Source organism: Sphingobium sp. B12D2B, assembly GCF_025961775.1.
GTDB lineage: Bacteria > Pseudomonadota > Alphaproteobacteria > Sphingomonadales > Sphingomonadaceae > Sphingobium.
In genome coordinates this window covers 15,844-36,733 of sequence record NZ_JAOQOH010000001.1, presented here as the reverse complement: position 1 = coordinate 36,733, position 20,890 = coordinate 15,844, and the positions used below count along the sequence as shown (strand labels likewise).

Annotated in this window: 19 protein-coding genes; 16 read left to right on the top strand and 3 right to left on the bottom strand. The window is 65.1% G+C overall.

Features of this window, described 5'->3' with window-relative positions:
* Position 1 precedes the first annotated feature (1 nt).
* Positions 2-673 carry a helix-turn-helix transcriptional regulator gene (locus M2335_RS00160; RefSeq protein WP_264593413.1) on the bottom strand — a complete coding sequence of 224 codons (672 nt, stop codon included), beginning with the start codon at positions 671-673 and terminating at the stop codon, positions 2-4.
* 102 nt (positions 674-775) lie between these two features.
* Here M2335_RS00160 and M2335_RS00155 point away from each other — a divergent pair, with 102 nt between their 5' ends.
* Together M2335_RS00155 and M2335_RS00150 are read left to right on the top strand one after the other, a co-directional pair.
* The gene (locus M2335_RS00155; RefSeq protein ID WP_181561545.1) at positions 776-961 is read left to right on the top strand and encodes a hypothetical protein; all 186 of its coding nucleotides are present in this window, start codon (positions 776-778) and stop codon (positions 959-961) included.
* A gap of 8 nt (positions 962-969) precedes the next feature.
* Positions 970-1,353 carry a hypothetical protein gene (locus M2335_RS00150; protein ID WP_264593412.1) on the top strand — a complete coding sequence of 128 codons (384 nt, stop codon included), beginning with the start codon at positions 970-972 and terminating at the stop codon, positions 1,351-1,353.
* 21 nt (positions 1,354-1,374) lie between these two features.
* On the opposite strand, the gene M2335_RS00145 is transcribed toward M2335_RS00150, so the two are convergent.
* Complete coding sequence (locus M2335_RS00145; RefSeq protein ID WP_264593411.1) at positions 1,375-1,692, bottom strand: hypothetical protein; 318 nt, start codon at positions 1,690-1,692, stop codon at positions 1,375-1,377.
* 271 nt (positions 1,693-1,963) lie between these two features.
* Between M2335_RS00145 and M2335_RS00140 the strand changes: the two genes are divergently transcribed.
* The 3 genes from M2335_RS00140 to M2335_RS00130 all read left to right on the top strand — a co-directional run bounded on the left by M2335_RS00140 (position 1,964) and on the right by M2335_RS00130 (position 6,161).
* The gene (locus M2335_RS00140; RefSeq protein ID WP_413716088.1) at positions 1,964-2,953 is read left to right on the top strand and encodes an NAD(P)H-dependent flavin oxidoreductase; all 990 of its coding nucleotides are present in this window, start codon (positions 1,964-1,966) and stop codon (positions 2,951-2,953) included.
* A 102-nt stretch (positions 2,954-3,055) separates the two neighbouring features.
* A complete protein-coding gene (locus tag M2335_RS00135; protein WP_181560836.1) occupies positions 3,056-3,358 on the top strand; it encodes a hypothetical protein in 303 nt (100 codons plus the stop codon).
* A gap of 313 nt (positions 3,359-3,671) precedes the next feature.
* Complete coding sequence (locus M2335_RS00130) at positions 3,672-6,161, top strand: PAS domain S-box protein (RefSeq protein ID WP_264593409.1); 2,490 nt, start codon at positions 3,672-3,674, stop codon at positions 6,159-6,161.
* A 16-nt stretch (positions 6,162-6,177) separates the two neighbouring features.
* Here M2335_RS00130 and M2335_RS00125 read toward each other — a convergent pair whose 3' ends face one another.
* Positions 6,178-6,672 (bottom strand): MarR family winged helix-turn-helix transcriptional regulator, encoded by a 495-nt coding sequence (locus M2335_RS00125; RefSeq protein WP_264595324.1) that lies wholly within the window; start codon positions 6,670-6,672, stop codon positions 6,178-6,180.
* A 270-nt stretch (positions 6,673-6,942) separates the two neighbouring features.
* On the opposite strand from M2335_RS00125, the gene ectA reads away from it, so the two are divergent.
* The 11 genes from ectA to M2335_RS00070 all read left to right on the top strand — a co-directional run bounded on the left by ectA (position 6,943) and on the right by M2335_RS00070 (position 20,864).
* Positions 6,943-7,458 (top strand): diaminobutyrate acetyltransferase, encoded by a 516-nt coding sequence (ectA, locus tag M2335_RS00120; protein WP_264572314.1) that lies wholly within the window; start codon positions 6,943-6,945, stop codon positions 7,456-7,458.
* Positions 7,455-8,765 (top strand): diaminobutyrate--2-oxoglutarate transaminase, encoded by a 1,311-nt coding sequence (ectB, locus tag M2335_RS00115; protein WP_264593408.1) that lies wholly within the window; start codon positions 7,455-7,457, stop codon positions 8,763-8,765. Before ectA ends, ectB begins: the two co-directional genes overlap by 4 nt.
* A 15-nt stretch (positions 8,766-8,780) precedes the next feature.
* Positions 8,781-9,194 carry an ectoine synthase gene (locus M2335_RS00110; protein ID WP_264593407.1) on the top strand — a complete coding sequence of 138 codons (414 nt, stop codon included), beginning with the start codon at positions 8,781-8,783 and terminating at the stop codon, positions 9,192-9,194.
* 32 nt (positions 9,195-9,226) lie between these two features.
* Positions 9,227-10,147, top strand: coding sequence for an ectoine hydroxylase (gene thpD, locus M2335_RS00105; protein ID WP_264593406.1), 921 nt, complete (start codon positions 9,227-9,229; stop codon positions 10,145-10,147).
* On the top strand, positions 10,144-11,580 hold the full coding sequence (locus M2335_RS00100; RefSeq protein ID WP_264593405.1) for an aspartate kinase: 1,437 nt from the start codon (positions 10,144-10,146) through the stop codon (positions 11,578-11,580). Before thpD ends, M2335_RS00100 begins: the two co-directional genes overlap by 4 nt.
* A gap of 23 nt (positions 11,581-11,603) precedes the next feature.
* Entirely contained in the window at positions 11,604-12,839 is a 1,236-nt protein-coding gene (locus tag M2335_RS00095; RefSeq protein WP_264585969.1) for an MFS transporter, read from the top strand.
* Entirely contained in the window at positions 12,836-14,182 is a 1,347-nt protein-coding gene (locus M2335_RS00090) for an MFS transporter (protein WP_264593404.1), read from the top strand. The genes M2335_RS00095 and M2335_RS00090 overlap by 4 nt, the downstream gene beginning before the upstream one ends.
* A 179-nt stretch (positions 14,183-14,361) precedes the next feature.
* Entirely contained in the window at positions 14,362-17,262 is a 2,901-nt protein-coding gene (locus M2335_RS00085; protein ID WP_264593403.1) for a TonB-dependent receptor plug domain-containing protein, read from the top strand.
* A gap of 80 nt (positions 17,263-17,342) precedes the next feature.
* The gene (locus tag M2335_RS00080; protein ID WP_264593402.1) at positions 17,343-18,815 is read left to right on the top strand and encodes an FAD-dependent oxidoreductase; all 1,473 of its coding nucleotides are present in this window, start codon (positions 17,343-17,345) and stop codon (positions 18,813-18,815) included.
* A 32-nt stretch (positions 18,816-18,847) separates the two neighbouring features.
* Positions 18,848-19,918 carry a hypothetical protein gene (locus M2335_RS00075; protein WP_264593401.1) on the top strand — a complete coding sequence of 357 codons (1,071 nt, stop codon included), beginning with the start codon at positions 18,848-18,850 and terminating at the stop codon, positions 19,916-19,918.
* 34 nt (positions 19,919-19,952) lie between these two features.
* On the top strand, positions 19,953-20,864 hold the full coding sequence (locus tag M2335_RS00070; RefSeq protein ID WP_264593400.1) for a LysR family transcriptional regulator: 912 nt from the start codon (positions 19,953-19,955) through the stop codon (positions 20,862-20,864).
* Positions 20,865-20,890: the final 26 nt, after the last annotated feature.

Below are 20,890 nucleotides of genomic sequence, written 5' to 3'. Positions count from 1 at the left end.
ATCAGCCCACCCGGCGCCCGGCCCAGATCACGCGACCGACGATATTGACGAGGGCGGGGTCGACATCCTCCCATGCGGGATAGAGCGGGTTGTCGCTGCGGATCGAGAAGAGCCCGCGGCGGGGCGCGAGCGCGACGCGCTTGACCATCAGCACATCATCCATGCGCAGCACATAAATGCCATCGCGCAGCCGATCGATGCCATCGGCCCGATCGACCATGATGTCGTCGCCATCGCTGAGCGTCGGCGCCATCGATTCGCCATCCACGCGGATGATGGAGAGCTGATCGGGCTGGCCGCCCAGGGCTCTCAGCCAACGCATGTCGAAGGCTAGCGCGCCGGCCGCCGCCTCATCCTCGACCAGCGCGCCAAGGCCGGCAGAGGCGCCGAGAGCGAGTCGGGGAACTGCGATGAGCCCGCGCGGCAGGGGTGCGCTGTGTCTCATCGGGTTGGGCGTCAGTGCTGAAGAGCCGCCGAGCAGCGCCTCCTCGACGCCAAAGAAGCGGGCGAGCAGCTGGCGATCGGCCTCGTCCAGCTTGCGGGGCGAGCCGCGCTTCACGAACTGCTGAATATAGGCCGGATTGCGACCGAGCAGGCGGGAAATGCTGCCATAGCTTTCCCCACGCTCTTGAATCAGCCGCTCCAGATTAGCTCTCGCATCGACGCTGTCCATTGCGGAACACTACACATAGGAATTTTCCTAGACAAGTAGGAAATAACTTTAGAACCTAGGGGTCTTCCTATTGTCGAGTCCAGTGAGGAGGTTCGGTTGGCGATGACGGTCCTGAGATCCATAGAGTTATTCCTGCGCCGTACAGGCATGGCGGCAACCCGTTTCGGTCGCGAATGCGTGCGCGATCCCCGCTTCGTGCATGATCTGCGTCGGGGGCGTGAACCCTCCGAACGCACGCGGCGCCGCGTAGAACATTTCATGAACATATATGAAGAAGGTGCGCAATGAGAGCGCTGTTGAGATCCAGGCCGGCCCGTTCATCGGTCACCACCAGCCTCTTGCCTCGCACGGCTGCTCCGCCCCGCAGCACACGGCGCGATTGTCACGGCCGTCTGCTGGCTGCCTTGCAGGCGCTGGCCGGTCCGGACTGTGCTGTGGAGGATGGGGGACAGCGCCCCTGGTGCAGCGCGACGTTCGTCGGTGCGCAGCATCGGATCGTGCTGCACCTCGCAGGTCCGGATGCGTGGGACAGGGCGACGGCGCTGACCAAGACCTTGCCGGACGCCGAGATCGCCCTCGTCCATCACATCGTCGTCGATCTGGCGGTCGATTCCGTGATGGATGCGCAGGATGGCGGGGTGGAGATGGCGTTGGCCGTCCTCACGATCGAGGACTGGTGACCGGCGTGCGGTGCCGCTTTGTCAGTGGCGGGACTGGATGGTCAGCGCGCGCAGGCGGGCGAGCGCCTCACTCAGCGCGGCCTGCATCGCGGCAGAGTCCTCCTCCGTTGCATCGCTGGCAGCAGGGATGGCAGCCTCATCGCTTATCGGTCGTATGCGGGGCCAGTGCGCAGCGGCCAGCGCGCTGACCTCCAGATCGCTGAGCGGCGCTGGCATGACCGCGCTGAACGACGCCCATGCAGGCAGCGCGTTGGTCTCGGTGACGAGCATGAGGGCCGGGCGGCGCGGCGTCGGCGCTGTCTCCGCCACATCCGGAGCGGTGGGCAGGTCGTCGTTCATACGAAAGCGAGGCGCCGGCCTTGGGCTCCATGCGGAGGGTGCAGCCTGACTCTGAACCGATGCCTGCGCGCGACTCGTGCGAGCGAACAACCGCGCCAGCAAGCTCGTCACATCCGGCGCTGCCCATGTCAGGCCCGCCCGCATCGTTCTTGTCTGTCCCATGCCGCTTACCCCCTTGGCCTCGATTGGCCCTGCCGTAGCGGTAGCGCGCGGATGGTAAATGAAACGGTAACGATGCGATTTTCGCCGGCATTGACGGGTGCAGGCCGCCATGTCAGGCCGGGCGGGAGAGGAGAAACTGGTGTCCGTTCCCGAGAGCCTTCGCCGTGGTTTGCGCCTGCCCGTCATCGGCGCGCCGCTGTTCATCATCTCAAATCCCGATCTGGTCATCGCGCAGTGCAAGGCGGGCATCATCGGTGCCATGCCCTCGCTGAATGCCCGCGCGCCGGACCGGCTCGAGGACTGGCTGGAGCGCATCGTCACCGAACTCGCGGCGCATGATGCCGCCCATCCCGAGGCGCCGGCCGCACCCTTTGCCGTCAATCTCATCGTTCATCGCTCCAACCCGCGCCTGATGGAGGATCTTGCGATCTGCGCCCGCTTCAAGGTGCCGCTGATCATCACCTCGCTGGGCGCCAATGAGGAGGTGAATGCGGCGGTGAAGGCCTGGGGCGGCCTCGTCTTCCATGACGTCATCAATCAGCGCTTCGCTCACAAGGCGGTCGAAAAGGGCGCGGACGGCCTGATCCTGGTGGCGGCGGGCGCGGGTGGCCATGCCGGCAGCCAGTCGCCCTTCGCGCTGGTGACGGAGACGCGGGCGTGGTTCGACGGGCCAATCGCCCTTTCCGGCGCCATCGCCACCGGCAGCGGCATCGCTGCCGCGCAGGCGATGGGCGCGGACTTTGCCTATATCGGCTCGGCCTTCATCGCCACGCAGGAAGCGCGGGCCAGCGCGGCCTACAAGCAAGGCATCGTGGACGGGCAGGCGGCGGACATCGTCTATTCGGATTACTTCACCGGCGTCTCCGGCAATTATCTGCGCGCGTCCATCCTCGCACAGGGGCTGGACCCGGATGCGCTGCCCGCAAGCGACCCATCGGCGATGGACTTCGCTGCGGCGACAGGCGCCAAGGCGTGGAAGGACATTTGGGGCGCCGGCCAGGGCATTGGCGCGGTCACCGATGTGTTGCCGGCCGCTGCGCTCATCGCGCGATTCGCCACGGAATATGAGGATGCGCGCCGCCGCCTTTGCGCATCGTGAAGGTGTGCGCCGTGCGCGGGCTGCATAGCGCGCAACGCTCCCGCCGGGCAAAACACGCCATGGGCCTTGATAATCGGCGACAAACCGGCCAATGGCCCGGCCATGGACAATAGTCGCATCTTTGAAGCGATCGCGCTGCGTCGCTGTCTTTCCGCCCGCTACAACAAGCTGGCGCTCGTGCTCGCGCCGCATGTGCTCTACAAGCGCAATGACAGCTACTTCATCGATGCCATCACCATCACCCGCGACGGCGCCGAGCCGCGCGAACCGAAGGTCGGCAGCTACAATCTGGCGGGCCTGAGCGAGCTGGACGTTCTTGAGACCACGTTCGATGTCCACCCGCTGTTCGACCGGATGGACCCGAAATATCGGGAAAACACGCTGTTCATGATCGACGCGGACTGAGTCTGGGTGGGGCGTACGCCCTGAAGACTTCCTCCCGTCCAGGCTCATCTGAGTCGGATGACGCCGCAGCGCCCGCCATTTTTGGCTCCTCTGCATTCCAAGACGGCCCGAGATTTCTGCTGTTTGTAGCCTGTTCCTGTTTCAGAGCGGGCACAGGCTAGTCTTTGGGTGAAAGCGCCGAGCAGACTCTGTACAAAATGGCATTTCGCGACCGTAGGTGGTGAGATAAACCGTAAGACCTTGGCGTATCGGCGAAGATGGCAAAATCTCGCGGGCGGCCCTCGATAGGATCTCGATACGAATGCTCCAGAATATGCCTGCGCGCGCTCAACATCTGGCCTCTGCCGATCTGGCCTTCCTGGCTGGCGGGGGCGAGTGCGCTGCGTTGATCAGGGACAGGGACTGGAGCGCCACGCCACTCGGTCCGATCGAAGACTGGGCGCCCTGCCTCAAATGCGCCGTTTCGCTGCTGCTTCGCTCGCAGGTGCCGATCGTGATGTTGTGGGGCGAGGAAGGCGTCATGCTGTATAACGACGCCTATTCCGGCTTCGCGGGCGGGCGCCACCCCGAGCTTCTGGGTTCCAATGTTCGGGAAGGATGGGGCGAGGTCGCCGACTTCAACGACAATGTCATGAAGGTCGGGCTGGCCGGCAAGACGCTCCATTATCGCGATCAGGAATTGACGCTGCACCGCCACGGCCGGCCCGAGCAGGTGTGGATGGACCTCGATTATTCGCCGGTGCTCGATGAGCAGGGCCAACCGGCGGGCGTCATCTGCATTCTCGCCGAAACGACCGAACGCGTTGCGGCTGAGCGCAAGACCGAATTCCTGATGTCGCTGTCCGACGCGTTGCGCCCTTTGACCACGCCGGCCGACGTCATTGCCCTGACGGCGGAACGCCTTGGGGCGTATCTCTCGGCCAGCCGGGTGTTCTACGCGGAAATCACCGACGGCCGCATGACCGTCGAGCGCGATCATCATCGCGGTGTCGGATCGATCGTCGGCGAACATTCGCTCGAAGCCTTCGGCCCGGATCTGCTGAACGCGTATCGCGTCGGCACGCCCGTGGTGGTGCGCGATGTGCAGGCCGACGCGCGCCTGAGCGCCGAGGCAAAGGCCGGCCTTGGCGCGCGCGAGGTCGGCGCCTTTGTGGACGTGGTGCTGTTCGAGGAAAAACAGTGGGTGGGCTTGCTCGCGGTCCAGAATGCCACGCCGCGCGTCTGGACGGCGGAGGAGGAAACGCTCGTTCAGGAGGTGGGCGAACGCGTCAAGGTCGCCGTGGAACGCGCGCGCTCGGAGCGGGACCGGCTGTGGACCTTGTCGCAGGATATGCTCGCGCGCGCCGATTTCACCGGCATGATGTCCGCCGTGAGCCCGGCCTGGACGCAGGTGCTGGGCTGGACCGAAGCCGAGCTTCTCACCCGTGGTTATGCGACCTTCATGCATCCCGAAGACATGCCGCCCACGCTGGAAGCCATTGAGCGCATGGCCCAAACCGGGGAGCCGACGCGGTTCGAGAACCGCATTGCGACGCGCGATGGCGGCTGGAAGCATATCGAGTGGACCGTCGCGCCGGAGCCCGATGGCGTGAACTTCGTCGCGGTCGGCCGTGACCTCAGCGAAACCAAGGCCCGCAATGCGGAGCTCGAAGCGGCGCGAGATGCGCTGCGGCAGAGCCAGAAGATGGAAGCCATCGGCCAGCTGACCGGCGGCGTCGCGCATGATTTCAACAATCTGCTGATGGCCATCACGAGCAGTCTCTCGCTGCTCGGCAAGCGGATCCCCGATGACCCGATGTCGAAGCGACTCCTCGACAATGCCCAGCAGGGCGCCGAGCGCGGCGCCGCACTGACCCAGCGCATGCTGGCCTTTGCGCGGCGGCAGGACCTCTCGCCCGAACCGGTCAACGTCTCCTCGCTGCTCGACGGGCTCAAGGAACTGGCGCAGCGGACGCTGGGGCCGCTCTGGCCGCTCGAATTTCATGGCGTTGCGGACGGCCCGTTCATCGTCGCCGATCCCAACCAGATCGAGATGGCGCTGCTCAACCTGCTGGTGAATGCGCGCGACGCCTCGCCCGATGGCGGCGCGATCCGGATCGAGACGGATACCAAGCGGATCGCGCCGGGCGAATCGGCCGAACTGGCGCCGGGCAGCTACGTGCGCATTCTGGTCATAGACCAGGGCACGGGGATGGATGCCGAGACGCTGGCGCGGGCGACCGAGCCGTTCTTCACCACCAAGGGCGTCGGCAAGGGAACGGGCCTTGGCCTGTCGATGATCCATGGCCTTGTGCGCCAGCTCGGGGGCACCTTTACCCTGACGAGCGCACCCGGCATCGGGACGACGGCGGCGCTCTGGTTCCCCGTCTCCAGCGACGACGCCAACCGGCCGGCACGGGAGGCGGAGCCCGCGCTGTCTGCGGACGGCAAGGTTCGCCCGCTCAAAATTCTCGCCGTGGACGATGATCCGCTCATCCTGATGAACACGGCGGCGTTCCTGGAAGATCTCGGCCATCAGGTGTGGGAGGCCGATTGCGCGGCCGATGCTCTTAAGATCTTGCGGGACAATCCGGGCATCGACCTGCTCGTCACCGATCAGGCCATGCCGAACATGACCGGCGTGCAGCTTGCCATGCAGCTGATGGCCGAGGACATCCGCCTGCCGATCATCCTCGCCACTGGCTATGGCGAGGTGCCGACGGATAGCGGCCTCAACGTCCTCAAGTTGGGCAAGCCGTTCTCGCAGGGTGAGCTGAAGGCGGCCATCGCCCGCGCCATGGCGGAAGTCCGGCAGGCTCTGTAAGCGCCGGGATCAGCGCTCAGGATGAATGCGGCCGGGCCCGGTCGATGGGGCCGCTGTCGAGCAAGGGCGCTGCGTCGATATGTTCGGCGTCCATCAACATGGCGAGACGCTCGGTCGCGGCGAGGACCATCGCCTGTTCCCAGACGGGCAGGGCTGAAAAGCGCTCGGTGAAGGTCGCCTGAAGGGGATCGGGCGCTTCTGAAAGGGCGGTTTCTCCCGCCGCCAGAACATGCAGATGGAACTGCCGCTTGTCGCGTTCGCTGCGCTCCCGCTGGACAAAGCCCAAGGCGACAAGGCGGTCTACGATCGCCGTGATGGTGGCCTGGCTGAACTGCAGCGATTGGGCAATTGCGCTTGGCGTGGCGGAGGAGGCGGCGGCGATTTCCCGCAGCACCAGCAGTTGCGAGGGGGTGAGGCCGGTGGCCGTGGCGAGCTGGCGGCTGCCGATCTCCGTGGCGCGGAGAATCCGTCGCAAGGCGCGCAAAGTGGACGAAGCAATATCGAGGCTCATGCCGTGTCGATAGCGCAAGGCGCGTCCCACGCCAATTCGCCGGAACGACGGGAGCGGGCGGGCATATGCTTTATCAGATGAACTAAAATTTGCCTCTTCCGGTTGAAGTGAGCGAGATAAGTGCCATATATGGCGCCGAACGACGCTCTGCGCAGCGTCGCGTCTCAGAAAAGATAATTCGGGAGATAAACAATCTTTGATCGACAAGCTACAGCGGCTCTTGAGCCGCCAAGGGCTTCTGCGCACTTTTTAGATCGCGAGGGGCGATCTATCTCGCTTCGAAAGCCCGCTGCCACGGACGGGCCTGCCGTCAGTGCCCTGATTGCCGCATCACCGCCGCTGGATGCGAACTCCGCCTATTGCAATCTGCTCCAGTGCACCGATTTCGCCGATAGCTGTGCCGTCGCGGAATGCGATGGCGCACTGGTGGGCTGGGTGTCTGGCTATCGCGTGCCGCAATCGCCCGAGACGTTGTTCGTTTGGCAGGTGGCCATCGCCGCCGCCATGCGGGGCCATGGCCTCGCAGGCCGGATGATCGAGGCCTTGCTGGCGCGCCCGCAGCAGCATGGCGTGACTCACATCACGACCACGATCACGCAGGACAACCGTGCATCCTGGGCGCTGTTCGAAGGACTGGCGCGGCGGTGGAACGTCCCCATCGAGAAGACCGCGCGCTTTGAGCGCGAGCCACATTTTGCCGGAGCGCACGCCACCGAGTGGCAGGCGCGCCTCGGCCCGCTGCCTCATCTGGCAGCCGCAACAGAAGAAGGAACGCTGACAGCATGACCGCCAACATCTTGCCCCATCCCACGGCCCGCAAACCCGACACCGCCATCTATGAGCGGCGGGAATCCGGCGTGCGCAGCTATGCGCGCTCCATGCCGCGTCAGTTCAACCGCGCGCAGGGCGTCTGGATGCACGACAATCAGGGTGGCCGCTATCTCGACTTCCTGTCGGGCTGCTCGACGCTCAACTACGGCCATAATCATCCGGTGCTCAAAAGCGCGCTGGTCGATTATGTCGCCAGCGACGGCATCACCCACGGCCTCGACCTGCACACCGATGCGAAGGCGGATTTTCTCGCTGCGCTGGAAGAGGTCATTCTGCGCCCGCGCGGACTGGATTATCGGGCCATGTTCACCGGGCCGACCGGCACCAATGCGGTCGAGGCGGCGATCAAGCTCGCCCGCAAGATCACCGGTCGCGAGATGGTGATCGCGTTCACCAACGGCTTCCATGGCATGACGCTGGGCGCGCTGGCCTGCACCGGCAATGCCGCCAAGCGCGGTGGCGCCGGCGTGCCGCTAAGTCATGTCGCGCATGAGCCCTATGATGGCTATCATGGGCCGGACGTCGACACGGCCGAGCTGCTGGAACGCCGCCTCTCCGATCCGTCCAGCGGCCTCGATGCGCCGGCTGCCATTCTGGTCGAGACGGTGCAGGGCGAAGGTGGGCTCAATGTCGCGTCAGCGGAATGGCTCCGCAAGATCGCCGCGATCGCCAAGCGCCACGGCGCGCTGCTGATTATCGACGATATTCAGGCGGGCTGCGGCCGCACCGGCAACTTCTTCAGCTTCGAGGGCATGGGCTTCGCGCCGGACATCGTGACGATGGCGAAGTCGCTCTCCGGCATGGGACTGCCCTTTGCGCTCACTTTGTTCAGCCCCGCGCTCGATCAATGGTCGCCGGGCGAGCATAATGGCACCTTCCGGGGCAACAACCATGCCTTCGTGACCGCCACCGCCGCGCTTCGCCATTTCTGGAGCGACGACACATTCCAGCAGGACATCGCCCGTCGCGGCGCGCTGCTGGAGCGGCGGCTGGAAGCGATGGCCGCCGAGCATGGCCTCTCCACCCGCGGCCGCGGCATGATGCGCGGCATCGATGTCGGATCCGGCGAGGTCGCCGAAACCATCACCGCCGCCTGCTTTGCGCAGGGGCTCATCATCGAAACCAGCGGTGCACATGACGAGATCGTGAAGGTGCTCGCGCCTCTCGTGATCGAGGACGACGTGCTGTCGGCCGGCCTCGACATTCTCGAGGAGAGCATCGGGTCCGCGCTCAGCGTCCCTTATGGCGTCGCCGCAGAGTAAGAGGAGATACGCAATATGATCGTTCGCAAGCTGCAGGACATCCGCAAGACGGACCGCAACGTGAAGTCCAAGGGCTGGGAGAGCGCACGCCTCCTGCTCAAGGACGACGATATGGGCTTTTCCTTCCACGTCACCACCATGCACGCGGGTGAGGAACTGCACATGCATTACCAGAACCATCTGGAGGCGGTGCTGGTCCTCAAGGGCACCGGCACCATCGAGGATCTGGGCACGGGCATCACGCACAAGCTCTCGCCCGGCGTCATGTACGCCCTCAACGACCATGACCGGCACATCGTGCGCCCGGAGACGGACATATTGTGCGCGTGCACCTTCAATCCGCCGGTGACGGGCCAGGAAGTCCATGACGAACATGGCGCCTATCCCGCCGACACCAGTGCCCCGCGCGAGCCCGCGCTCGCCGACTGAACTACCTTTCAACCATTAGAAGGGGGAGAAGCATGCAAGACCTCTACCCATCCCGCCACGATAGCGTGGCGGCCTTTTCGCCGCGCCGCGACCCCGTCGTTCACAGCGACTGGAGCGAGGACGCACCCATCAGCCGCGCACAGGCCGAGCGCTTCGACCGCGACGGCTATCTGGTGCTGGAAGACCTGTTTTCCGACGAGGAAGTCGCGTTCCTCCAGCGCCACGCCGGCAAGCTGCTGGCCGATCCCGATGCGCTGGAAGACGAAACGGTGATCAGCGAGCCGGGCAGCCGCGAGATCCGCTCCATCTTCCGCATCCACGCGCAAAGTCCGGTGCTCGGGCGGCTGGCCGCCGATGCGCGCCTGGCCGAGGTCGCCCGCTTCCTGCTGGGCGACGAGGTATACATCCACCAGTCCCGGCTCAACTATAAGCCCGGTTTTCGCGGCAAGGAATTCTACTGGCACAGCGATTTCGAGACGTGGCATGTGGAAGACGGGATGCCGCGCATGCGCGCCCTGTCCATGTCCGTGCTGCTGGCCGAAAACACGCCGCATAATGGCCCGCTGATGCTGATCCCCGGATCGCATCGCCAGTTCCTCACCTGCGTCGGTGAAACGCCGCAGGACCATTATCGCCAGTCTCTCAAGAAGCAGGAATATGGCGTGCCGGACGAGGACAATCTCGCCGAGCTGGCCGACACGTTCGGCATCGTCGCGCCGACCGGCAAGCCGGGGTCCGTGGTGATTTTCGACTGCAACATTATGCATGGGTCGAACGGCAACATCACGCCCTTCCCGCGCGCCAATGCCTTTCTGGTCTACAATGCCGTCTGCAACCGACTGGTCGCGCCGTTCGGTGTCGAGACGCCGCGCCCGGCCTTCATTGCCGCGCGAGGCGAGCCGCAGGCGATCACGCCTGTGAAGGGGCCGTTGATGGAGGAGGCGCTGGCATGAGCCATAGTGTGGAAAAGATCGGCGGTACATCCATGGCCGCCACGACGACTTTGTTCGACAATGTGCTGATCGCCGGCCGCAAGGGTGCCGATCTCTACAACCGCATCTTCGTCGTCTCGGCCTATGCCGGCATGACCGACCTGCTGCTGGAGCACAAGAAGAGCGGCGAGCCGGGGGTCTATGCCCGCTTTGTCGCGGATGACGATGCCGATGGCTGGCGCCACGCCATGGATGCGGTGCGCGACGCGATGAAGACGCGAAACGCCGGGATGTTCGTGCGCGAAGAAAGCCTCGCCGAAGCGGACGCCTTTGTCGAGATGCGGATCGCCACCGTCGCTGCCTGCCTCGATGATCTGGCGCGGCTGCGCAGCCATGGCCGCTTCTGCCTCAAGGAGCAGCTGGTGACGGTGCGCGAGTTGCTCGCCGGCCTCGGCGAGGCGCACAGCGCGCATTCGACGGCGCTGCTGCTGCGCGACCGGGGCGTCAACGCCGCGTTCGTCGATCTCACCTTGTGGGACCAGCAGGACATGCGCGAACTGGATGAGCGCATCCTGCAGGCCTTCGCGTCCATCGATCTCAGCAACACGCTGCCGATCGTGACCGGCTATGCCGGGTGCAGCGAGGGCATGGTGCGGCTGTATGCCCGCGGCTATTCGGAGATGACCTTCTCGCGCATCGCGGTGCTAACGGGCGCGCGGGAGGCGGTGATCCACAAGGAATTCCACTTGTCGAGTGCCGACCCGCGCCTCGTCGGGACGGACAAGGCCCGCAAGATTGGCCGCACCAATTATGATGTGGCCGATCAGCTCGCCAATCTGGGCATGGAGGCCATTCACCCGGGCGCCGGGCGGGGCTTGCGCCAGACGGACATTCCGCTGCGCGTGCGCAATACCTTCGACCGGGAGGATGGCGGCACGCTCATCTGTGGCAAATATGTCTCCGATACGCCGCGCGTTGAAATCGTGACCGGCGTGCGCCAGGCGCAGGCCCTGCAGTTCTTCGAGCAGGATATGGTCGGGGTGAAGGGCTATGACGCCGCGATCCTCGAGGCGTTGACCCGCCACGGCGCGTGGATCGTCAGCAAGGCCTCCAACGCCAACACGATCACCCATTATCTCTCGACGGACGCCCCCACGGTGAAGCGCGTGATCGCGGATCTGCAGGGACGCTATCCGGATGCGGCGATCTCGGCCCAGCCGGTGGCGATCGTCTCGGTGATCGGCAGCGACATCTCGCGGGCGGGGCTGCTGGCCGATGCCTTGCGCGCGCTCGCGGATGAAGGCGTGCCGATCATCGCGATGCAGCACCAGATCCGCAATGTCGACGTGCAGTTCATCGTCGCTGTCGAGGATTATGAGACCGCCGTCGGCGCTCTCCACCGCGCCTTGGTGGAGGATGACGCGGCCCTGACGGAGGACCGGCGCGCGGCTTGAACCCGCGCGCTGCTCCACCCCTGATGCTCGCCGCGATCCAGCCCGTCCGCAGCCTCCTGCTCGCCATCTTCATGCTGATGGCGGGCAGTGGCTTTTTGTCGACGCTGATCAGCCTGCGGCTGGAGCGAGCCGGGGCGGGCACGATCGTGATCGGCGTGGTGGCCACGGCCTATTTCGCCGGGTTGGTCGTCGGCGCGCTGCGGGCCGGCGAGATCGTCCGGCGGGTGGGGCATATCAGGGCCTTTGCGGTGTTCGTCTCGCTGCTCTCGGCGAGCACGCTCTCTTATGCCCTCATCCAGTCCGCACCGTTCTGGGCAGGCCTGCGCCTGATCGACGGCCTGTGCGTGGCCGGGGTCTTCATCTGCCTCGAAAGCTGGCTCAACGACCGGGCGGAGATGGAGACGCGCGGCAGCATCCTCGCCGCCTATATGGTCGCGCTTTATCTCGGGCAGGCAGTGGGCCAGCTGCTGCTCGGTGCCAGTGGTACGCTGCCGGCCGCCCCGTTTCTGCTCGCGTCCATTCTCATCTCGCTGGCGATCATTCCGCTCTGCCTCACCCGCAGCAGCGCGCCGGCGCCGGTCGATGCGGAAGCCTTCACGATACGAGGACTCTACGCCGCCTCGCCGCTGGGCACGGTCGGTGCGGTGGCGACGGGCCTGATGCTTGGCGCCTTTTACGGCATGGCGGCAGTCCATGTACGGCGGCTGGGACTGGACCTGAGCGCCACGGCCACGTTCATGATGATTGTCATCCTCGGCGGCGTGGCCCTGCAATGGCCGCTGGGTCGCCTGTCCGACCGGCTGGACCGGCGGCGCGTGATCGTCGGCTGCTTCACGGCGACGCTGGTCGTCAGCCTGATGCTCGCCATGCTGGCATCGCGCGGGCTGGACCTGCTGGTCCTCGGCGCCTTGTTCGGTGGGCTGAGCTTCGCCCTGTATCCGCTCTGTGTCGCGCACTGCAACGACCGGTTGCTGGCGGCCGAGCGTGTCGCGGCGAGCGGGCGGCTGGTGCTGCTCTACTCGGCCGGCGCTGCCGCCGGTCCGCTGGGTGCGGCGCTGCTGATGAGCGCGGCGCCCGTCGGCGGCCTGTTCTTCTTCATCGCGCTGTGCGCGGGCCTGACGCTCGCTTTCGGCCTCTGGCGGCAGGCATCGACCCCGCCTGTGCCAGCGCCCGATCAGCAGGATTTCCAGATCGTCCCGCGCACCACCCCCATGGCCTCGCTGCTGGACCCCAACACTGTCGACGGACACACCGAATGACCGCATCCCCCCTGCCAGCCTCCCCCGACCAGCCGGTCGAGACTGCCACGCTGCGCCGCGCGATCGCGGCTTCGGCATTGGGCAATGCCACCGAATGGTTCGATTACGGCATCTATGCCTATGGGGTGACCTATATCTCGGCTGCGCTCTTCCCGGGCGATCTGGATGATGCGGTGCTGTTCGCGCTCGCGACCTTCGCCATCTCCTTTTTGGTGCGTCCGCTCGGCGGGCTGTTCTGGGGACCGCTGGGCGACCGGCTGGGGCGCAAGTCGGTGCTCGCATTCACCATTCTGCTGATGTCGGGCGCCACGCTCGCGGTTGGGCTCATCCCGTCCTATGCCAGCATCGGCCTCTGGGCGCCCGCGCTGCTCATCCTGCTGCGGATGGTGCAGGGCTTTTCGACCGGCGGCGAATATGGCGGCGCGGCGACCTTCATGGCGGAATATGCGCCGGATAAAAGGCGCGGCTTTTACGGCAGCTTTCTCGAATTCGGCACGCTGGCTGGCTTCTCCTTCGGCGCGATCCTCATGCTGAGCTTCTCGATGCTGCTCGGGGAGGCGCAAATGTATGAATGGGGCTGGCGCATTCCGTTCCTGGTGGCGGGGCCGATGGGACTTGTCGGCATGTATCTGCGCTCGCGCATGCAGGACACGCCGGTCTTCCGCGCCCATGAGAGCGAAGCGCGGCCTTCGGTTTCGCTCCGCCAGCTCATGCACAGCCACTGGCGCCCGATGCTGGTCGTGGGCGGACTGGTCGTCGCGCTCAATGTCGTCAACTATACGCTGCTCAGCTACATGCCGACCTATCTCGAGCGGCGCATCGGCCTCACCGCGCAACATGCGCTGATTGTCCCGATTGTCGGCATGCTGTTCATGATGCTGTTCCTGCCCTTTGCCGGTTCGCTCTCGGACCGGATCGGGCGCAAGCCGATGTGGCGCTTCTCGCTCATCGGCCTGCTGGTCTGCGTCGTGCCGCTCTATCTGCTCATGGGTACGGGCTTCGTCGGCGCCACGATTGCATTCGTGTTGCTCGGCCTCCTCTATGTGCCCCAGCTGGCGACAATTTCGGCGACATTCCCGGCGCTTTTCCCGACCGCCGCGCGCTTCGCCGGCTTCGCCATCGCCTATAATGTGTCCACCTCCATCTTCGGTGGCACGGCGCCGGCCATCGGCAGCGGCCTGATCACACTGACGGGGAACGAGCTGATGCCGGCCTTCTATATGATGCTGGCTTGTCTGGTCGGGCTGGTTGCCTTGCGCTTCATGCCGGAAACGGCAGGCCGCTCGCTTCACGAAGATGTTTTTGCTCGCGGTGACCGCCCCGGGAGGCCGACGCGCCACTGACCATTCTCGAATCGAGAATGCACCGCCAAAGCTACATGGCCTTCTGAACTGGTCCTCTCGCGCGTACCGCAGATCCTATCGCGCTCAGCCCCGACGGGAATCGTGTCGAACCAAGCTCTGCTGGTTCGCGTCTTCGGTCTGGCGATGCGCAATAAGAGCTTGAGCAGGGAGAGGATCAGATGAAAGCTATCAGCGCAGCCCGTTCGCGGTTCCATTTGGGCGTTTGCATTGCGGCAATGCTGTGCCCCCTCAGCGGCGCCTTGGCGCAGGTGAGCGACGATGCCGCCGAGCCGGCGACGGCCCAGGTTACGAGCGCGCAGCCGGAAGGCGCCGGTGCGGCCTCTTCTGCCGGCGCAGCGGCCGACCAGGACATCGTCGTCACCGGCTCACGCATTCAGGCGAGCGGCTTCACGGCGCCGACGCCGACCTCGGTCATCAGCACCGCGCAAATTCAGTCCGTAGCGCCGACGCGGGTCGATGACGCGCTCCGCCTCATCCCGGCCTTTTCGACGACGGGCAACGGCGTTGCACGGGCTTTGTCATCCGCGACGGTGGTTGCCGATCTGCGCAATGTCGGCGCGCAGCGCACGCTGGTGCTGGTCGATGGCCGCCGCCATGTCGCGACCGCGCCGGAGGGCACGGTCGACCTCGGCGTCATCCCGGCCATTCTCATTGAACGCACGGAAGTTGTCACCGGCGGCGCCTCGGCGTCCTGGGGGTCGGACGCCGTGTCCGGCGTGATCAATCTCATTCTCAAGTCCAAACTCCAAGGCGTCGAGGGCACGGTACAGAGCGGCATTTCGCAATATGGCGATGCCCAGAACGTACTGGCAGGGCTGGCGGCCGGAACCAGCTTTGGCGGCGGGCGCGGCCATATTCTGATCGGCGGCGAATATTCCAAGAATGAGGGGATCGGCCAGACGCCCTATCGCCCGCGCCCCTGGGTGAGCCGTGGCGTCGCCGGCAACTCGGCTTATGCGCAAAATGGCCTGCCTGCGACCATCTACGCGGACGATGTGCGCCGCACCGATCTGTGGGAAGGTGGCCTGATCACCAGCGGTCCGCTGCGTGGCACGACCTTCCTCCCGGGGCAGCAGACCGGCCAGTTCGGCTATGGCGAAGTGTTCGGTAACCGGATGATCGGCGGTACGAGCAACTACACCGAGATCATCAATCCCGGCGGCAACCTCCAGCAGCCGGTCGAGCGCTATTCGGCGATGGCCCGCGTCTCCTATGAGGTGGTCGACAACCTCACTCTGTTCGCGGAAGGCAGCTTCGCGCGGTCGATCACCAATGGCTATTTCGCCGAGCCGCGTCAGCAGGGCTCCGTCACCGGCAATCCCACCTGTTCGGCGACCACCATTCCCGGCGGGCAGACCGGCAATGTGCTGGTGCCGATCACCAACCCCTATCTGAGCGACGACTTCCGCACGCGTGCGCTTGCCGCCGGCGTCACCTGCTTCAACTTCGGTCGCTCTCTGCGTGAGCAGGGCCTGGGCGCCGTACGTGGGCATGTCGGCTCGCCGTCGGTCTATCGCGGCGTCGTCGGCGTGGAAGGCACGCTCGGGGACTGGTCGTTCGATGCTTATTATCAATATGGCCGCAACCACTTCGTTCAGGAGTATGTCGGCCAGATCAACATGATCAATTATCGCAAGGCGATCGACGCCGTGCGCTCCGGCAGCAACATCGTCTGCCGCGTGAATGCCGATGCCAATCCGCTCAATGACGACCCGGCGTGCGCGCCGCTCAATCTGTTCGGCTTTGGATCGCCTTCGCAGGAAGCCATTGCCTACATCACAGGCACGTCGCGCTTCGACCTCATCACCAAGCAGCAAGTCGCTGCGTTCAGCGCCAATGGTGCGCTGTTCGAGGGCTGGGCCGGCCCGATCAACGCCGCGTTCGGCGCGGAGTATCGCGAAGAGTCGATCGATGCGACGGTGGACGCCATTTCGCAGGCGGGCCAGTGGCAGAGCGGCGCGCGCCAGCCGATCTCCGGCAGCTACAATGTGAAGGAAGTGTTCGGCGAACTGGCGATCCCGTTGTTGAAGGATCTGCCGTTCATTCGCTCGTTCGACCTCAACCTCGCCGCGCGCTACACGGATTACAGCACATCGGGTGGCGTCACGACCTGGAAGGTCGGCGGCACATGGGAATTGTCGAGCGAACTGCGGCTTCGCGCGACGCGGTCCCGCGATATCCGAGCGGGCAATTTTGCCGAGCTGTTCGCGCCGACGACGGTGGCGCGCCAGAATATTCGCGATCCGCGCCGGTCGACCAACTACACGGTCGAGGTCGCATCTCTGGGCAACCCCAATCTCGATCCCGAAAAGGCCGATACGCTCACGGCGGGCATCGTCTATCAGCCCCGCTGGCTGGACGGCCTGCGTCTCTCGGTCGATTATTACGATATCGACATCAAGGGCGTGATCGGGACGATCTCGGCGAACGAGGTGCTTGAGCGCTGCTATGTCGACGGCATTTCCGACTTCTGCGGTCTCGTCACGACCGCTGGCGGCGCCCCGGCTGGTGACATCACCGGTGTGACGGTCCGCTTCGAGAATCTGGATCGCCTGAAGACCAAGGGCGTCGATTTCGAAGCCGCCTATCGCTCCTCGCTGGAGAACATCTTCGGTCAGGGCGCCGGCTCGCTCTCCATTCGCCTGCTGGGGACATATCTGGACACATTGGCCACCACGGCCGTGTCCACCGCCAGCACGGAAGAACGGGCGGGCGAATATGTGACGCCGCACTGGCGCGTGTCCGGCCTCGTTACGCATGAACTGGGCCGCCTGACGAGCACGCTGGACCTGCGCTGGCTGCAGGGCGGCAAGATCGACAATGATTTCGTTGTCGGGACCGGCACGCTGAACAGCATCAACTTCAACGATACGAAGAACACCTTCTACACCAACGCGACGTTCACGGTCGATGTCTCGCGGGATGCCGACCGGAGCCGGGAGATGTTCATTCGTCTGAACAACATCTTCAACGTCGCGCCGCCCTTCCCGGACCAGGCATCGCCCTTGTTCGATCAGGTCGGGCGCGCATTCCGCGTCGGTCTGCGGTTCAAGATGTAAGGGCGCCCGCGCTTCACCAACACTCATGGGATGGCGCCCGCAGCGCCATCCCTCCCCAGAAAGGATATGGTTCGCCGATTATGGACAGACCTAAAGTTCAGGAAGTTCGCCAGTCGGAGGATCGTTTTCTGGCCTCTGACGTGTTCGAGACGGGTGGTCGGGTGCTGCCGCGGGCCAATGGCACGGGGACCTGGGTCGAGCCCGCGCGCGAGATTCCGGTGTATCACAGCTGCGACGTGCTGGTGGTCGGCGGCGGGCCTTCGGGCACGGCGGCGGCCTGGGCAGCGGCGCAGGCTGGGGCTGATGTGGTGCTGATGGAGCGCTATAATCATCTGGGCGGCCTTTCCACCGGCGGCCTCGTGATCTGGATCGACCGGATGACCGACTGGACCGGTCGCCAGGTCATCCAGGGCTTTGCCAATGATGTGCTCGGGCGCCTGCCCGCCGCTGGCCTTGCCGGACCACCGCGCGCCGACTGGGGCTCGCGCGATCCCAAGAAGGCGAGCTATTGGGGCCAGCGCACTGCCGCGTTCCACGGCACGGTCTGCTGGTCGCCCACGCTCGATCCCGAGCGGTTGAAGCTGATCAGTCAGGAGATGCTGCTGGCAGCCGGCGTGCGGCTGGTGTTCCACAGCTGGGCAGCAGTGCCGATGGTCGCCGACGGCAAGGTCGAAGGGGTGGTGTTCGAATCCAAGGCCGGGCGTCAGGCGCTGCGTGCCAAGGTGGTGGTCGATACCACCGGCGATGGCGACATCTTCGCGCGCGCCGGCGCCGAGTTCGACACCGATATCGAGGAAGGCGACGTCCACCACAGCGCCAACACCGGCTTCATGCTGGGCGGTGTGGACATGGACCGCTGGCTGGCGTTCCGCGCCAATGAGCCCGAGCAATATGCCGAGTTCGCCAAGCTCGGCCGTGAGCGGCTCGGCTTCTTCCAGCCGCCTTATGTCTCCTGGCGCAACGACATCGCGCTGTTCCTCGGCCCACGCCAATCCGGCCTGTCCGCGCTGGATGTGGATGACCAGACCGAGCTGGAGATCCGCTCGCACCGCTTCATGCAGACGCATTGCGAGTTCTTCCTCGAACATGCGCCAGGGTTCGAGCAATGCTATATGCTGCAGAGCGGCTCGCAGCTTGGCGTGCGCCACACAAGGCGTCTGGCCGGCATGGGCAAGATCCTGCGCAGCCAGTGGGCCGACGGCATTGCGCTCCCTGACGAGGTCGGCGTCAGCCCATCGGTCAGCCTCAAATATCCGGTGATCTCGGTGCCCTATGGCGCGCTGGTGCCGCGCAAGCTCGATGGCTTGCTGGCAGGCGGCAAGCACATCAGCTGCGATGCCAACTCGCATGGCTTCATGCGCGAGATCCCGCAATGCTGGCTGACCGGCCAGGCCGCTGGCGCCGCAGCGGCGCTTTCGGTGAACGCCGGCGTCCAGCCGCGCGCGCTCGACGTGACCAGCCTGCAGGCAGAGTTGCGCAGGCAGGGCGTGTTCCTGCATGACCAGCCCGGTGAGATGAGCCAGACAGCGCAGGCAGCCAGCCGGCAGGCCTGAGGCGCCCATAGAGACGATGGAGAGGATCAGAGATGCGCAGCGGTAACAGGACGAAGCGAACATATGCCGGGTTGCTGGCCGGTCTCCTGATCTCTCCGATCCTCGCCGGCGCCTCTCCCGCGACTGCTCAGGCGCCGACATCGCGCTCGACCGAGAGTGTCAAAGTCTCGGCTGTGGTAGCGGAGCGCATCGGCTCAGGCCCCGTCATCTATCCGGACATGCCGGGGCTGGAAGGCGATCTGGGCAACAATATCAACGGCCCGTCGGTGATCCGGGTGCCGAGTTGGATCAAGAATCCGCTCGGCAAATATTACATGTATTTCGGCCATCACCGCGGCGGCTACATCCGCCTGGCTTATGCCGATCGGCCCGAAGGCCCCTGGACCGTCTATAAAGATGGCACATTGCGGCTTGAGCAGACCTCGGCGCTACACCACATCTCGTCTCCCGATGCCGTCGTGGATGAAGAGAATAAGCGGATCGTGCTCTATTATCATGGCGCCACCGAGATGCCTGGCGGCGACTATGGCGGCCGGCCTTATGCCCAGCGCAGCTTCGTTGCGACCTCGCCCGATGGATTGAGCTTCACTGCAGCGTCCGGCGCGTTCGGGGCGCCCTATATTCGCGTGTTCAGCTACAAGGGCAACAGCTACGGATTGGGCATGGCCGACAAGGCGAGCGCCTATCCGGTCTGGCTGCGCAGTGGCCAGTTCTTCCGGTCCGCATCGCTCCTGCCGCCGTTCGAGGCCGGCCCGCGCATTCTCGATGAGATGCGTCATGCCGGGGTGACGCGCATCGGCGACACGCTGCATGTCTTCTACACCAATGTAGGGGACTCGCCCGAGCGCATCCTCCATGCCAGCGTCGATCTGCGCCCGGATTGGTCGGAGTGGACGGCTTCGACGCCAACGGAAGTGATGCGCCCGGAAAAGGCATATGAAGGCGCCAATCTGCCTTTGGTCTCCTCGCGCGGGGGCATGGCGACGGGCGCGGAGCATGCCTTGCGCGATCCCGGCGTTCTCAACGACGATGGCCGCATCTATCTCTATTATGCCGTCTCCGGCGAGAAGGGGATTGCGGTGGCGCGGGTGACTTTCAAATGATGACGCGCGGGCGGCCATTCGTGAGCGCGCCCTGATGGATACGCTGCTCAACATGCGCGCCTTTCTGGCCGTGGTTGAATGCGGCAGCCTCGCTGCTGCCGCGCGCAAGCTCAATATCGCGCCCTCGGTCATGTCCAAGCGGATCGGGCGACTGGAGGATGAACTGGGCGCGGTGCTGTTCGTCAGGACGCCGCGCAAGGCCGAGCTGACGGCCTTTGGCGAACGACAATTGCCGCGCGTCCGCGCGCTGGTGCGCCAGACTGACGATGTCGTCGCCGGCGCGCGTCGATCCCGCCAGGCGCTGGACGGGCATCTGCGGATCAAGTGCCCGACCACGGTGGCCAGCAGCTATTTCGGTCGCTTCTTCGCGGATTTCGTGCAGAGCCATGTCGGCGTCAGCATCGATCTCATGCTGGTCGATCGGTCCGTAAACCCCATCGAGGAAGGCTTCGATCTGGCGATCGGCGCCATGGCCGCTTCTTATGCCGGGGTGATGGATGTTCCCCTGTGCGAGCATCCGATGGTGATCTGCGCCGCGCCTTCTTATCTGGCCCGGCGGGGGCACCCCAAGCATCCGCGCGAGCTGGTCGAGCATGATTGCCTCAACTCGCAGTCGATCGGGGGGACCTGGGTCTTCGAAAGCGAGTCAGGCGATCTGGCGGTCGATGTCAGTTCGCGCTTTGCGGTCAACACCGCCATCGTCCTGCGCGATGCCGCTCTGAGGGGCGCGGGGATCGTCATGCTGAGCGAGTTCGTCTCGCGCGAGGCCGTGCGCGCTGGCCGGCTCGTGCAATTGCTGCCGGACTTTCCAGTCAAATCTCTCTGGCTCAAAGCCCTGGTTCCCAATGTCAAAATGAGCCTGCCGCTGATGCAGGCGCTGATCGAAGATCTCCTCGCCTTCACCCAGCCCGTCGCGCCCTGGGACCGGGCGGACCCGGCCAACTGAACCAGCGCCTGCGGGCGACCCATAGA